This is a genomic window from Mesorhizobium montanum, assembly GCF_033977145.1.
GTDB lineage: Bacteria > Pseudomonadota > Alphaproteobacteria > Rhizobiales > Rhizobiaceae > Mesorhizobium > Mesorhizobium montanum.
In genome coordinates this window covers 131,649-146,699 of sequence record NZ_JAVIJF010000001.1, presented here as the reverse complement: position 1 = coordinate 146,699, position 15,051 = coordinate 131,649, and the positions used below count along the sequence as shown (strand labels likewise).

At 60.2% G+C, this 15,051-nt stretch carries 11 protein-coding genes; 8 read left to right on the top strand and 3 right to left on the bottom strand.

Features of this window, described 5'->3' with window-relative positions:
- Nucleotides 1-36: 36 nt before the first annotated feature.
- Nucleotides 37-708, bottom strand: a complete 672-nt coding sequence (locus tag RFM68_RS00660) for a class I SAM-dependent methyltransferase (RefSeq protein ID WP_320231035.1) — start codon at nt 706-708, stop codon at nt 37-39.
- Nucleotides 709-889: 181 nt separating this feature from the next.
- On the opposite strand from RFM68_RS00660, the gene RFM68_RS00655 reads away from it, so the two are divergent.
- From RFM68_RS00655 to RFM68_RS00645, 3 genes are read left to right on the top strand one after another with little or no spacing between them, the layout of a single operon-like run.
- Nucleotides 890-3,604: an ABC transporter transmembrane domain-containing protein gene (locus RFM68_RS00655; protein WP_320230733.1), complete on the top strand. Its 2,715-nt coding sequence runs from the start codon at nt 890-892 to the stop codon at nt 3,602-3,604.
- A gap of 35 nt (nt 3,605-3,639) precedes the next feature.
- Nucleotides 3,640-4,086: a cyclic nucleotide-binding domain-containing protein gene (locus RFM68_RS00650; protein ID WP_320230732.1), complete on the top strand. Its 447-nt coding sequence runs from the start codon at nt 3,640-3,642 to the stop codon at nt 4,084-4,086.
- A 35-nt stretch (nt 4,087-4,121) separates the two neighbouring features.
- Entirely contained in the window at nt 4,122-4,967 is an 846-nt protein-coding gene (locus tag RFM68_RS00645; protein ID WP_320230731.1) for an MBL fold metallo-hydrolase, read from the top strand.
- A 1-nt stretch (nt 4,968) separates the two neighbouring features.
- Here RFM68_RS00645 and RFM68_RS00640 read toward each other — a convergent pair whose 3' ends face one another.
- A complete protein-coding gene (locus tag RFM68_RS00640; protein WP_320230730.1) occupies nt 4,969-5,733 on the bottom strand; it encodes a polysaccharide deacetylase family protein in 765 nt (254 codons plus the stop codon).
- Nucleotides 5,730-6,818, bottom strand: coding sequence for a glycosyltransferase family 4 protein (locus RFM68_RS00635; RefSeq protein ID WP_320230729.1), 1,089 nt, complete (start codon nt 6,816-6,818; stop codon nt 5,730-5,732). Before RFM68_RS00635 ends, RFM68_RS00640 begins: the two co-directional genes overlap by 4 nt.
- Before the next feature lie 74 nt (nt 6,819-6,892).
- Here RFM68_RS00635 and RFM68_RS00630 point away from each other — a divergent pair, with 74 nt between their 5' ends.
- From RFM68_RS00630 to RFM68_RS00610, 5 genes are all read left to right on the top strand, one after another.
- A complete protein-coding gene (locus RFM68_RS00630) occupies nt 6,893-8,071 on the top strand; it encodes a DUF3095 domain-containing protein (RefSeq protein ID WP_320230728.1) in 1,179 nt (392 codons plus the stop codon).
- A gap of 67 nt (nt 8,072-8,138) precedes the next feature.
- On the top strand, nt 8,139-9,524 hold the full coding sequence (locus tag RFM68_RS00625) for a nucleotide sugar dehydrogenase (protein ID WP_320230727.1): 1,386 nt from the start codon (nt 8,139-8,141) through the stop codon (nt 9,522-9,524).
- Between the two features lie 266 nt (nt 9,525-9,790).
- Nucleotides 9,791-11,128 carry an adenylate/guanylate cyclase domain-containing protein gene (locus RFM68_RS00620; RefSeq protein ID WP_320230726.1) on the top strand — a complete coding sequence of 446 codons (1,338 nt, stop codon included), beginning with the start codon at nt 9,791-9,793 and terminating at the stop codon, nt 11,126-11,128.
- Nucleotides 11,129-11,258: 130 nt separating this feature from the next.
- Nucleotides 11,259-13,154, top strand: a complete 1,896-nt coding sequence (locus RFM68_RS00615) for an ABC transporter ATP-binding protein (protein WP_320230725.1) — start codon at nt 11,259-11,261, stop codon at nt 13,152-13,154.
- Entirely contained in the window at nt 13,151-15,049 is a 1,899-nt protein-coding gene (locus tag RFM68_RS00610; protein WP_320230724.1) for an ABC transporter substrate-binding protein, read from the top strand. The genes RFM68_RS00615 and RFM68_RS00610 overlap by 4 nt, the downstream gene beginning before the upstream one ends.
- Nucleotides 15,050-15,051 lie beyond the last annotated feature (2 nt).

Genomic DNA, 15,051 nt, shown 5'->3' with positions numbered 1-15,051 from the left:
GTCCCAAAAACGCTACGGACTGTTGGGCGAAATGCGTCAAACAGTTCCAATCAGCATGAAGCGCGTATAATTTTTTGTCGGCAGTTCGCCGGAGAACCGCACCTCCCGTAGCGCCGCCATTGCTTCGAAGGCCGCAAGTGAAGCCACGCAGTTGATGTGTGTCGGCTCGCTGAAATAATCGTTCGATTGCAGCAGTACATTCGCGCCCCGCGGAAGCAGAGCAAGCCATGCGCGCAGGTCGGCAATGTGTTCGCAGCTCGTATTGACCACCAGGTCGGGCCGCCCGGCCGCATAGTCGAGTGCATACATATCTGCTGTCAGCGCCCGGAACCTGTCGCCGGCTTCCCGGTTGAGGGTCCGGGCGACCGGCGCGACGTCGGGATCGATGTCGATGCTATCGACCGCCGCGATGTCGAAGCGGCCGTCGTTGAAAAGCATTGCCGGCAATACGCCGTACCATCCACCCAGAATCCACAGGCGCCCGAACCGGCCGCCGCAGCTTTCGAACAGCCTGTCGAGCGCCCACATCTTGCAGGCAACCTGCTTGTGGTTGAAGGCGTTGGCGATATCGGCCTTCGGGTGCTTGGCGATGACCCGCGCCAGCCCAGCCACGAGAGGGCTTTTGACATAGGCAGCAATTCCTCGGGTGAGGTCCAAGGCTTGCTCGTGCCCGTCCATGCCGGCATTGCGCGGTTGCGTGACATCCATCATAGTCGCCTTGTATGTTGGGATTTCGGGCGACACAACGCAATCTTGCTGAGCGCAGCACTACCTCCGTGCACTGCAGCTTCGAGCTTGTCATTGGCGACGAAGAAATTGCCGATACGCCATTCGCCAGCAGGTGCTTTTACATCCTGCATCCTTCCAACTGAAGGGTCCACAGCCGCATATGGAACCCAGCCTAGCCAGATATATCTGGACGCACACCAAGAAGCAGCAGATCTGGATATTGATGATCGTCCTGCTGTCGATGATCCCCTATTTCATGTCCTTCGACCTGCCGAAGCTGATCGTCAACGGCCCGATCCAGGGCAGGGGCTTCGAGCAACCGGGCTCGACCCAGCCATTCATGAGGTTGCACTATAACCTGCCGTTCATTGGCGAGGTCCTGTTGTTCTCCGGTTTTCAGCTCGGCCGCAAGGCAACGCTGCTTGCCCTGAGCATTGTGTTCCTCTTGCTAGTCGTCATCAACGGCTTGTTCAAACTCTACATCAACACCTACAAGGGCCGCCTCGGCGAGCGCATGCTGCGCCGTATCCGCTTCGATCTGGTCGATCGTGTGCTGCGGTTTCCGCCTATCTACTTCAAGCGGGTGAAATCCGCCGAAGTGGCGACCATGGTGAAGGACGAGGTAGAGCCGCTGGGCGGCTTCATCGGCGATGCCTTCCTGCAGCCGGTGCTGCTCGGCGGCCAGGCGCTGACGGCCATGCTGTTTATCATGGTCCAGAACGTCTGGCTCGGAATGATAGCGGTCGTGATCGTGGTGATCCAGATCGTGCTCATCCCGCGAATGCGGCGGCGGCTGCTCGTGCTCGGGCGCCAACGGCAGTTGACAGCGCGCGCGCTTTCGGGCCGGGTTGGCGAAATCGTCGACGGCATCGGCGCGGTTCACGTCCACGATACGTCAAACTACGAGCGCGCCGACATAGCATCCCGGCTCGGGCTCATCTTCAAGATCCGCTTCGATCTTTACCAATGGAAATTCATGGTGAAGTTCCTCAACAATTTTCTCGCGCAGCTCACGCCCTTTCTGTTCTACATGATTGGCGGGTACCTGGTTATCGGAGGACGGCTGGATGTCGGCCAGCTCGTGGCCGTGATCGGCGCCTACAAGGACCTGCCTGGACCCATGAAGGAACTGATCGACTGGGATCAGGATCGGCAGGATGTCCAGGTCAAATATCAGCAGGTCGTTGAACAGTTCACCGTCGAGGGCCTCATTGCGCCGGGAATCGGAGCACTGACCGTCGACGATCCCGGTCCGATGACCGACCCCCTTTCGGCGATCGGTCTGTCCATAGCAGACGATGGCGGCGCAATGCTCATCAACCGTATCTCCCTGCAGGTCAAGCCGGGTGAGACGGTGGCGCTGGTCAGCACCGCAACAGGCGGCGCGGAGGCGCTTGCGGAAGCCTTCGCGCGGCTGAACTGGCCGGACAGTGGAAAGGTCACTTCGGGCGCCGATGACCTGCTTGAACTCCCCGAAGCAGTGACCGGCCGGCGTATGTCCTACGCCTCGTCGGATGTTTTCCTGTTCCAGGCAAGCCTCCGCGATAATCTGCTCTACGGGTTGAAGCATGCGCCGCTGACATCGGTGACTTACGACGGTGCCGCGGCAGACCAGCAGCGTTGGAACATCGAAGAGGCGCGCCGGTCGGGCAATCCGGATCTCGATATCCACAGCGACTGGATCAACTATGCATCCGCCGGCGCTACCGGCCCGCACGACCTCTTTGAAGCCGTGCGCCAGGTGCTCGACGCGGTTCTTCTGTCGCGCGACATTCTGGATCTTGGCTTGCGCTCTTCGGCCGACCTCACGCGTCACACGAAGCTTGCCGGGCGGATCGTCGAACTGCGTGCGGCGCTGCGAACCCGGCTGGAACAAGAAGGGCTGAGCGGACTGGTGGTTCCTTTCGAACCGGGCGCCTACAACAAGGAAGCGGCGATTGGCCAGAACCTGCTCTTCGGCGCTGCCGCCGGCCCCGAACTGGCCGACAGGGCTCTGGCGGCCAATCCCTATTTTGCGTCTGTGCTGAAGCAAGCCGGCCTCGACCGGACACTCTACGAAATGGGCATGGAGATCGCCGAACAGGCGATCGAGCTGTTTGCCGACCTGCCGCCCGATCACCCCTTCTTCCAGCAGCTCGCCTTCATGAGCGCCGAGGAGATACCCGCCTACGAAACCTTGCTGCAACGGCTCAAGAACCGTCCCTACGAGGCGGTTTCAGAGGCCGACCGCGCTATGATCATCACCTTGAGCTTCGCCTATATCGAGCCCCGGCACCGCTTCGGCCTGCTGACCGACGAGCTGATGAGCAAGATCGTCGCCGCTCGCAACCAGTTCTATGAAGATCTTCCGCCCGACCTGCAAAATGCGGTCGAACGGTATGATCCTGCCAAATACATTGCCGCGGCCACCGTCATGGACAATGTCCTGTTCGGGCGCGTGGGCAACAATCATCCCGACGCGCCGGACCGCATACGCTCCATTGTCTATGATATTCTTGACGAACTGGGCCTTTATGCCGAGCTTCTGAACGTCGGCCTGGACTTCAACGTCGGCGCCGGCGGCAGGCGGCTGACCGGTGGACAGCGACAGAAGCTCGATGTTGCCCGGGCCCTGCTCAAGCGTCCCGATTTTCTCATTCTCAACCGGCCGCTGTCAGCGCTCGACCAGCGCGTGCAGGACAAGGTGCTGCGAAACGTGCTCGAGGAAGCCAGACGCGACGGCCATTCGCCGGCAATTGTGTGGGTGGTGACGAATCCGGCAATGGCGATGATGTTCGATCGCGTTATCGTCTTCGATGCGGGTCAATTGGTGGAAGACGGAACACACGAGAAACTTTTGGCAGAAAACGGTATCTTCAAGGAACTTCTGTCATAGCCTGGCAAACGCGAATTTTGGGAAGGTTTGCGACAATGCTGCTGAAGGATGAAGTTGGAATGCTGCAACGCGTTCCCTTGTTCTCTGGCATCGAGCTCGCAAAACTCAAACTGCTTGCGTTCACATCAGATCGCGTGAGCTACAGCGCAGGGCAGATCCTTTTCCGGCAAGGCGACGAGGGAGACGCCGCCTATGTCATTCTTTCAGGCAGCGCGGATATTCTGGTCGATTCCGACAGCGGGCCGATAAAGGTTGCCGAATTGATGCCAAATTCGATCGTCGGCGAGATCGCCATATTGTGCAACAGCTCCCGCACCGCCACAGTCAGAGCGGCAAGTCAGCTGGAAGCCCTGAGAATCCGCAAGGATCATTTCCTGAGGCTTATGAAGGAGTTCCCGGAAATGACCATCGAGATATTGCGGGTTCTTGCCGATCGCCTAAGCCATACGACTGCGGATCTGATCGACGCACGAAGCGCCTAGCAGCAGTTGTTTAGCTACGATGAGCGAAAAATAGCATGGATTTCCTGGTCAAGTTTTGGGGCGTGCGCGGCAGCATTCCGGTATCGGGGCCGGAATTCTCTCGCTATGGCGGCAACACAATCTGCATCGAGATGCGATGCGGTGAGCATACGCTTCTGTTCGACGCGGGTTCGGGCCTGCGGCCTGCCGGCAGGGCGCTTCGAGCGTCGGGCGTGACCGATTTCGACCTGCTTTTCACCCATTGCCATTACGATCACATCATCGGGCTACCGGTTTTTGCGCCGATCTACGACCGATGCGTCAAGCTCACGCTTTGGTCAGGGCATCTTGCAGGACGCATGACGACCCACCAGATGGTCGATGCGTTCATGCGGCCGCCGTGGTTTCCGGTGAAACTGGATATCTGCAAGGCAAGCCTCGACTGCCGCGATTTCGTATCCGGAGACGTGCTTCGGCCGCGCGAAGGGGTGATGGTCCGAACCGGCAGTCTTGTCCATCCAGGCAACAGCATAGGCTACCGGGTCGAATGGGGCGGCCGCGTCGTGGCGGTTATCACAGACACTGAGCACGAACCGGGCAAACTCGATCAGACGGTGCTCGGCCTGATCGAAGATGCCGACCTCGTCATTTACGATTGCACCTACACCGAGGACGAAATGGAACACCGCCGTGGTAACGGGCACTCGACATGGCAACAGGGTGTCAAGCTCTGTGAGGCGGCCGGTGCGCGGCGGCTTGCGCTGTTTCACCACGATCCGACACGCACCGACGAGGAACTGGAGGAGATCGAGAAACTGGCCAAAGACAGGTTTGCCGGCGCTTTTGCCGCGCGGGATGGCCAGATGCTCAAATTTCCAGTCTCATTGCACAAAAAGCGCTGAGCTATTTTCCTCTACCGGCGCCGCGCTCGATCAATGTCCTGATCGGAAGCCATGCGCAGGCTTCAGTCTGTGCGGTGACTGCGAACAGCCGTTCGAGGAAAAGCCATGCCGATCCATCATGCACGAGATGGTGAGTGAGCAGACCGACCGGTTCGCCGCCATCGAATGCATGCTGCAATTGCGCGATTATAGCCTGAAGCAATAGGCCATGATCGCGGCAACCGCGCGTGCCATGCCAATCCATGACGTCGACATTGCTGTTGATGAACGGCAGTGAAGCCGGCTTCGGCCGCCCAAAGACCGACAATGCCGCAAATCCTATCGATCCAAGGGCGGATACCAAGCCGGCGTCGATCCTGTTCCAGGGTGGCACCAGCATCGGAACGGCACGTGCGCCGTGCAGGCCGGTTACTCGCGCCAGCCCGCGAGCCAGATCATCGAGCACCGCCTCGGGTGGCCGATGCGGACCGAGCTCCTGCTTTTTCTGGTCCTCGGGCGCATGATTTCGGTGCGCCCAGCCATGGATGGCGACCGTGGCATGCGGCGCCTCGTCAAGCCGGACGACAAGCTTCTCATCAGTCAGGGCCGGAATGACGGCCAGAGTGACCGGAACCCCGAATTCACCGGTGAGGTCGAGCAGCCGATCAAGCGCAGGCGTCGGATCCACGGCGTCATCATCGCGCAGCCAGAACTCCGCCTTGCGGTCGGCCCGTTGCCAGCACGCCAGTTCGTCCAACAAGGGCTGCCAGGTCGGATCGGATGTCATGAAAGCGGGATATTCGCAAGAAGTTCGGCCAGGCGAGCTGCTGCAGCACCCAGGGAACGTTCTTCGAGGATGAAACGTCTGGCTTCTGCGGCCATGATGGTTCTTTCGTCGTTACGGGCCAGAAGCCTTTCAATGGCAGAAGCGAACGCCGCCACATCGCCCGGCGGGGTGAGAAACCCGGTCTGGCCGTCCCGCACGACCTCCGGCACGCCGGCGATGTCCTGAGCCACCACCGGAAGGCCGGCGGCTTGTGCTTCAAGATAGGCAACGCCATAGGCCTCGCCGAAACCCGGCCAGACGTAAATTCCCCCCCTGTAGAGGACATCCGGCACCGCCGCCGGCTCAATCGCGCCGAGCCATTCGATACGATCGGCGGGCAAGCCGGCGAATTGCGCTTTGACCTCTTCACGAGCAGGCCCGTCCCCCACGACCGACATGGTCCAGGGCGGGTGTTCGATCGAACCGAGCGCTTGCGCCAGCATGCGATAGCTCTCGACTTTGTCGCCCGGGCGCATCATGGCAACGGTAACGAGACGCTTCGGACAACCCCGTGCCGGCCCTTCCCGGAATACGGATGTGTCGATAAAGGGCGAAAGCATGCCGAGAGCGGCGCCGGGTATCGCATCTGCCAGTCCCTGACGATCCCTTTGCGTGAAGCAGATGTTCAGCGCCGCCTGTTCGACGGCTCGCGCCACCAACGCTTGCGTATCGGCCCACAAACCGGCGTTGCGCCGCCTCGAATAGGAGGCTTCCGCTGTCACGTAGGGGACAGCAAAGGCCGACGCCAGCTCGGGCCCGATCAGGTCCGGCGCTTTGTAATAGGGATGATAGGAGAACCAGAGATCGGGCTTGCCGTGACGATCCCAAAGCCTTGTCAGCCGCGCGGCTTCGTCTCGGGCCTCGATCTTGAGCGCATCGAAACTTTTCGGCTCCGGTTCGCGTAAATAGAAGCGTAATTCGGATGCCAGTTCGACGCTATGCCCTCCATGCTTCAGCGCCTTGACCAGCGCCCGTGCCATCTGGCGGTCGCCGGAGGCAACGGGATGATTGGGTGACTTCAGCGGCGCGTAGAAGGCAATTCGCATCGCCGGACCCTATCATCGGAAAGCCAGGGCAAGTCAATTTCGAAGCACGATCGACTTCACCTTCAAGCAGTGGAATGTGCTATCTCATGCTCATGGAAACAGCTGCCGCGTCCAACACGTTTGTCGCTTCTCTGCCGGTCTTCGCAAAGTTCGAAAGCGTTGCCGATATCGACAACTATCGACCGCTCCCCGATGGCTGGGCGCTGGCCGCCGCAGACATTGTCGGCTCGACCAAGGCGATCGAGGCTGGGCGCTATAAAACCGTCAATATGGCCGGCGCCAGCGTCATTTCGGCGCTGCTGAATGCGCTGGGTCGGCAAGATCTTCCCTTTGTGTTCGGCGGCGACGGCGCGCTAGTGGCGTTTCCAGGCTCGGCGCTGGAGATCACGCGCAACGCGCTGGCGGCTGTCCAGAGATGGGTGGCGGACGAACTGGACCTGACCTTGCGTGCCGCAATCGTGCCGATAAAGGATATAAGAGCGCAAGGCCTCGACGTTCGCGTGGCGAGGTTCCAAGCCTCCGAAGCGGTCTTCTATGCCATGTTCGCCGGCGGTGGCGGCAGTTGGGCGGAAGCCGAGATGAAAGCGGGGCGCTACCGCATCGATCCTGCGCCGGCTGGCGCACGGCCGGATCTGACCGGCCTCTCCTGCCGCTGGAACCCGATCGAAGCCCGACATGGCGAGATCGTCTCGATTATAGCCATACCGGGTGCCTCGCGCGACTTGCGCGGTTTTCAGATTCTGGTTTCCGACATCATCGCCCTTGCCAGCAGGCAGGAACGTGATGGCCACCCGGTGCCGGTGGACGGTCCGAGCTACAGTTTGCTGCCCGCCGGCCTCGATATCGAGGCGCGGGCCACGGCGCCGGCAGGACGGCGGTGGCTGTCGAAGCTGTGGGTAGTTTTCCTGATGACGCTTACGGCTGTCACCGATAGATATGGCTGGACGATCGGCAGTTTCGACCCGAAGATCTACAAACGCGACGTGGCCAGCAATTCCGATTTCCGGAAGTTCGACGACGGCTTGAAGATGACCATCGACGTTGACGCGGATGTGTTGCAACGGATCGAGAACCGCCTGAAACAGGCGGAAGGGGCAGGCATCTGCAACTATGGCCTGCACCGCCAGAAATCGGCTTTGATGACATGCCTCGTCGCCTCGCCGCTGCAGCGCGATCACGTTCATTTCATCGATGGCGCCGCCGGCGGCTATGCGATGGCTGCCGCAGGCCTGAAGGCGAAGGTGCTGGTCTGACGACGGCTTGCAGAAATCAATTTTCCGCATAATGTCTCGGGGTTCTTGGGGCCGGGTGAGCCTCGCCATGGATGCGGACGGCCTGTCCGAATTGACGGAAAGCAGATTTTTGGACGCCTCGCGATCGACATATGACCGTCTTCTGAACCGGATTTCGACGCGAGCAGCGCAAGTCGGCGTGATCGGACTGGGCTATGTCGGGTTGCCGCTGGCGGTTGCGATCGCACGCGCCGGCTTCCCGGTTTTTGGCTTCGACATCGAAGCGCAGAAGGTCGAGAGCCTGAACAGCGGCCAATCCTACATTGAGGCGGTGACGTCGACAGCCCTTGCCGGCCAGGTGGCGAGCGGACAGTTCCGCGCCACCGCGGATTTTGCCGAACTGGCCGTCTGCGATGTCATCATAATCTGCGTTCCGACACCGCTGACGAAAAACCGTGAGCCGGACCTCTCCTTTGTCAGGAACACGGCAGGCACCATCGCGAAGCATCTGCGTCTCGGCCAGCTGATCGTGCTGGAATCGACCACCTATCCAGGCACCACCGACGACGTGATCAAGCCCATACTGGAAGAAACCGGCTTGCGATCGAAGATAGACTTCTTCCTCGGCTTCTCGCCCGAACGCGAGGATCCCGGGAACCGCAGCTTTGAAGTCGCGACGATCCCCAAGGTTGTGGCAGGCGACGGCATTGAAGCGGCGACGCTCGTGCAGGCTTTCTACCAGGGCGTGGTCAACACCGTCGTTCCGGTCTCCACCACGGCGACCGCCGAGGCGGTCAAGCTGACGGAAAACATCTTCCGCTCGGTCAACATAGCCCTGGTCAACGAGTTGAAGGTCGTGCTCGGTGCGATGGGCATCGACATCTGGGAGGTGATCGAGGCGGCAAAGAGCAAGCCTTTCGGCTACATGCCTTTCTATCCTGGCCCCGGACTTGGCGGGCACTGCGTTCCGATCGATCCCTTCTACCTGACGTGGAAGGCGCGCGAATACGAACTGCCGACCCGCTTCATCGAGCTGGCGGCAGAGATCAATACGGCAATGCCGCGTCATGTGGTCGATGAGCTGGCGAAGGCGCTGGACCGGCGCTGCGGCAAGGCGCTCAGCCGCTCGCGTATTCTCATCATCGGGCTCGCCTACAAGAAAAATGTACCCGACATCCGCGAAAGCCCTTCATTGCGGCTCATTGAACTCATCGAGGAATGGGGCGGCAAGGCGGAATTCCACGATCCGCATGTTACCGAGATCCCGAGCACACGGGAGCACATGGCGATTAAAGGGCGTCGCTCGGTCGAATTGACCAAGGCGGCCTTGAAGGACTTCGATGCTGTCCTCGTTGCAACCGACCACGACGCGATCGACTATCAGGCGATCGCTGATCACGCTCTTCTGATCGTCGACACACGCAATGTTTTTGGCCGCCTCGGGCTGGACCGAGAGACGGTGGTGAAGGCCTGACGGCATCTGAGCCGGCGAATTTCTTGCGCGGTGTCAGGATCGTGGTTGCACTCCGCCGGCTGCCTCGCCACATAAACGCCGCAGAACACAGACGCATTTACGCCTTCCCCTTGGCCGCAAGGATAGTCATCCGGGAAATTCTTCGCCGCTTTTGCCACCGAGGCCGGTCTTGTTGACTTCGGGTGTCTTATCGGTTGGTCGTTGGCGGACTGTGTTATGGCAGATCAGAGGATAATGGCTCCGTCTTCCACGGGTTTCGAGATAGCATGAGCACAGCGCAAGCAGAAATTTCCACCATTCTCATGGATAAGGTTGCCGATTGGCTGAACCAATCGGCGCTGGCGGGCAACGACCTGGAGACATTGGTAAATGGCTTTTGCGAACGGCTGGCTGCTGCCGGCCTGCCGCTGAAGCGGGTGCACCTGAGCTTCTCGATGCTTCATCCGCTTTATGACGCGCTCGGCTTCACCTGGGTTCGCGGCCAGGGCATGGAAGTGGAAGGCTTCCGCAAGCAGGCCGGCGTGCCGTCTGACAGATTCCTGACCAGTCCATACTACCATCTGCTCAGCAATAAGCTCGACCATCTGCGACGCCGGCTCGACCCGTCGGTGCCGTCGGAGTTTCCTGTTTTCGATGACCTCCGGCTTATGGGCATCACCGATTACATGGCTTTCGTCCATCCCTTCAGCGGCAACACCAGTCAGGGCATGATGGGATCCTGGTCCACCGACAGCGCCGCGGGCTTCAGCGACAGCATGATTTCGGCGCTGCTGCGCATCCAGAGCCATCTCGCTATCGCCACCAAGATGGCGGTGCTCACCAAGCTCGCCGACAACATGATGACCACTTATCTCGGCGGCGACGCTGGCAGGCGCGTGCTTGACGGTCAGATCAAGCGCGGCGAGGGCGATACAATCCGGGCCGCGTTGGTCATGGGCGATATGCGCGGGTCGTCAAGGCTTGCCGAAACCGCCGGCCGCGAAATCTATATCGATACGCTGAACCAGTTTTTCGACGCCGTTGCCGCACCTTTCAATCGCAAAGGCGGGCAGATCATGAGTTTCATAGGAGATGGCTTCATTGCCGTCTACCCTTGCGAAAGGCACCGCTCACAGTCCGAGATCGCCTGCCAGGCTGCTCTTGCGGCAGCACACAAGGCCACGTCGCGCATGACGGATCTCAATGTGCGAAGAAAGGAAAAGGGGTTGTCCGACATAAAATTCGGCATCGGCCTGCATGTCGGCAACGTGATGTTCGGAAATGTCGGGCTTACCGACCGGCTCACATTCTCAGTCTTCGGATCGGCTGTAAACGAGGTCCAGCGCCTCCAGACCCTGACCAAGAAATATCCGCACAGCGTTCTGGCCAGCAAAGACTTCGCCAGCTATTGCGGCGCTAACAACTGGCTGACGCTCGGCAACGAGGAACTGGCGGGCATCAAGAAGCTGACGGTGCTTTCACCCGATCTGTCGGGTGCTCTCGCACTCGATGAAGATGGTGCCCTGGAGCCGATTTACGACCGAAGATCCGACGCCGAGCAGGTCATGCTGCTTCACCGCGATACCGCGCGGCTGTCGGCCGGCGACCCGAGGAAGCTTCAGTAAAATCCGAACGCCTTCGGTAGGCAGTCCGGCCGCCGGTTCCGCCACTGGCGACCGTTTCGAATCCAAGTTGCTCTAAACTGGCAATGCGCTAGTCTCACTTTCTGGACTACCAGAGTGGGGCTGGTGTGGAATGAATTCAGGTGTTGATCTGCTGCGGATCGAAGATGTTGGCATCTCTTTTGCCATCATCGGCGGACCGTTGCATGCCGTCAGGCGCGCAAATCTTCGCGTTTTGCCCGGCAAGGTTACCGCGCTTGTGGGCGAGTCGGGTTCCGGAAAATCGGTTCTCAGCCAGGCAGTGATGGGCATTTTGCCCAGTTCAGCCCACGTTCGCGGCCGTATCCTGTTTTCCGATCCTGAAAAGCCCGGAACGACGCAGGATATCCTGAAGATGCCGCGTGATGGCCCCGAAATCCGGGCGTTGAGAGGCAGCCGCATCGGCAAGATCTTTCAGGAGCCGATGACATCGCTGTCACCGCTGCACACGATCGGCAACCAGGTCAGCGAATCCCTGCAGATTCATACGCCCATGGCTCGGGCGGAGCGCAAGGCACGGACCGAGGAAATGCTCAGCCTTGTCGGCTTTCCCAATCCCAAGCGCGCCTATGATATGTATCCCTTTGAACTTTCAGGAGGATTGCGTCAGCGCGCCATGATCGCCATGGCGCTTATCTGCCGGCCCGCCCTGTTGATCGCCGACGAGCCGACGACGGCGCTGGACGTCACCATCCAGGCGCAAATCCTGCAATTGCTGCGCGGGCTTCAGACCAAGCTGAACATGGCGATGCTGCTGATCACCCACGACCTCGGCGTGGTCGCCAATGTCGCCGACGAGGTGGTGGTCATCTACCACGGCGAGATCATGGAAGCGGGACCTGTCGAAGCGATATTTCGCCGGCCAGGTCATCCGTACCTGAAGGGCCTGATGGCAGCCGTTCCGCATTTCGAGCTGAAGCCTGGCGAAAGGCTAAAGGCGCTCCGCGAGGTGCCGGTGAATGTCGAGAATCTGCTCGGCAAGCAGACGGCGCCGGCGTCGAAGGGGCCGGAAGACATCCTGCTGTCGGTCAGGGATCTGCAAAAGACCTTCACCATCCGCAAGTCCGGATGGTTCGGCGGGAATCATCAGACCTCTGTTCGCGCCGTGGACGGCGTGAGCTTCGATATCAGGCGGGGTGAGTGCTTGGGTCTGGTCGGCGAAAGCGGCTCCGGCAAAACCACCGTCAGCAAGATACTCATGCGGGCTGTCACCCCTAGCGGTGGCTCTGTGATCTTCAACGGCCGCGATGGACCGATCGACGTCTTGGAAGGCGAGGGAGGCACTCTGCGCATGCTGCGCGCGAAAATCCAGATGGTCTTCCAGGATCCGGTTTCGTCGCTTTCACCTCGTATGACTGTGGAGAACATCTTGAGCGAGCCGCTGGAAATCCATCAACGTGGCAACGCCGCATCCAGACTCGCCACGGTCAAGAGCCTGATGCAGGCAATCGGGCTCGATCCCCGCTTCATCAAGCGTTATCCGCACAGTTTCTCCGGCGGGCAGCGTCAGCGTATCGGCATCGCGCGCGCGTTGGCGCTGGGGCCTGAACTCCTGATCTGCGACGAGCCGGTTTCGGCGCTCGATGTCTCCGTCCAGGCGCAAATCCTGAACCTTCTGAAGGATCTGCAGAAGGAACTGGGCCTGACCTACCTGTTCATATCGCACAACCTGGCGGTGGTGGACTACATGGCAGACCGCATCGCGGTGATGTGCGGCGGACGTATTGTCGAGCTTGCGCCGCGCGAAATTCTGCTAAGGAAACCGGTCCATCCCTACACGCGCTCACTGGTCGCCGCAGTACCTTTCCCCGATCTCGACAGGCCGATGGATTTTAAGACACTGAAGCTCAGCGGCGCTTCCGACACCAGCGCATGGGGACCGCAATTCCGCGACGAGGGCGAAGAGGACATGCTGTCGCCGCTCGATCTTGGCGGCGGCCACCTTGTGCTGGCCCGACGTTCGGCCGATGTCAGCGAGCTACGCCATTGATCAGCCGGCGCACCGTCCTTGGACTCATGGCTTCGGCATTTGTGCCGAGCACGTTGCGCGCCAGCGATCTGGAACCGGAATTTCTTCAGCCGCTGCTGAAGGCCCTGGCGCTGCCTGCACTCTCCGAACGTTTGCCCAAGAGTCCGCGCGTGTTGAACCTCGCTGCGATGGGCCGGCAGCCCGGCCAGTATGGCGGCACGCTGCGCACGATCATCGGCAGCCAGAAAGATATCCGAATGATGACGATCTACGGATATGCTCGCCTGGTCGGCTATGACGAAAAGCTTAACCTCCAACCCGACATTCTCGAAAGTTTCGACGTAGCGGACGATCGCGTCTTCACTTTCAAGATACGGGAAGCACATAAATGGTCCGACGGTAGCCTGCTGACGCCGGAGGATTTTCGCTATTGCTGGGAAGATGTCTGGCTGAATGATGAGCTTTCGCAAGGCGGGCTCGCCCCGACCTTGCTGGCGGACGGCAAGCCGCCACGCTTCGAGATCGTCGATCCGTTGACGGTCCGGTATAGTTGGGATGCGCCCAATCCCGACTTCCTGCCCAAGCTCGCTGCCGCTTCGCCGCTATCGCTTGTTCTGCCGGCCGCCTATCTCAAGCAGTTCCACAAGAAATACCAGGATCCATTCCGGCTCGCCGGCCTAATGGAGGAGAACCGGGCCAAGAAATGGACGCTCCTGCATATCCGCATGTCGCGGCAGTATCGCCCGGAGAACCCGGATCTGCCGACGCTCGATCCCTGGCAGAACAGGACCAAGCCGCCGGCCGAGCAGTTCGTCTTCGAGCGGAACCCATTCTTTCATCGAATAGACGAGAATGGCCGGCAACTTCCCTATGTTGACCGGATTGTGATGAATGTCAGCTCGTCGGCGATCATTTCCGCTAAGACCGGTGCAGGCGAGAGCGACCTGCAAGGCATGGGAATTGATTTCACAGATTACTCCTTCCTGAAGGATGCGGAGAAGCGCTACCCGGTGAAGATGCATCTCTGGAAGCGCACACAGGGTTCGCGGCTGGCGCTGCTGCCCAATCTGAATTGTGCCGACCAGGTGTGGCGTGGCCTTTTTCGCGATATGCGCGTGCGCCGCGCACTTTCGCTTGCTGTGGACAGGCGCGAGATCAATATGGCCGTGTTCTATGGATTGGCGCAGGAAAGTGCCGATACGGTCCTGCCGGAGAGCCCGCTCTACCGGCCGGAATTTGCGAAAGCCTGGGTTGCCCATGATCCCGACCAGGCTAATGCCCTGCTCGACGAGGTCGGGCTTCAGGCGCGTGACGATGACGGCCTGCGAATACTGTCCGACGGACGCCCGGCGCAAATCATAGTGGAAACGGCCGGCGAAAGCACGCTGGAAACCGACGCGCTCGAACTCATCACCGATCACTGGCGCCAGATCGGCATTGCCCTGTTCATCCGGACTTCGCAGCGCGACATCTTCCGCAGCCGCGCGCTTGGCGGCGAGATCATGATGTCGATGTGGTCGGGCATCGACAATGGCGTGCCGACCGCCGACATGAACCCCTACCAACTGGCCCCCACCGTCGACGACCAACTGCAATGGCCGCTCTGGGGTGCCCACTACTTGTCTCGCGGCACGCTCGGTGAGGCGCCCGATCTTCCGCCTGTGGTCGAGTTGATGGCTTTACTCAAGCGCTGGAACGCATCGACCGCGGCCGCGGAGCGCGCCGAGATCTGGAATTCGATGCTGTCGATCTACACCGATCAGGTGTTTTCGATCGGCACGGTGAACGGAACGCACCAGCCGGTTCTGGCGTCCTCACGGCTACGCAATCTGCCTGACAAGGCGCTCTACGGCTACGACCCGACCGCCTATTTCGGTGTCTACATGCCGGATACATTCTGGCTTGGAGAGACCTGAGC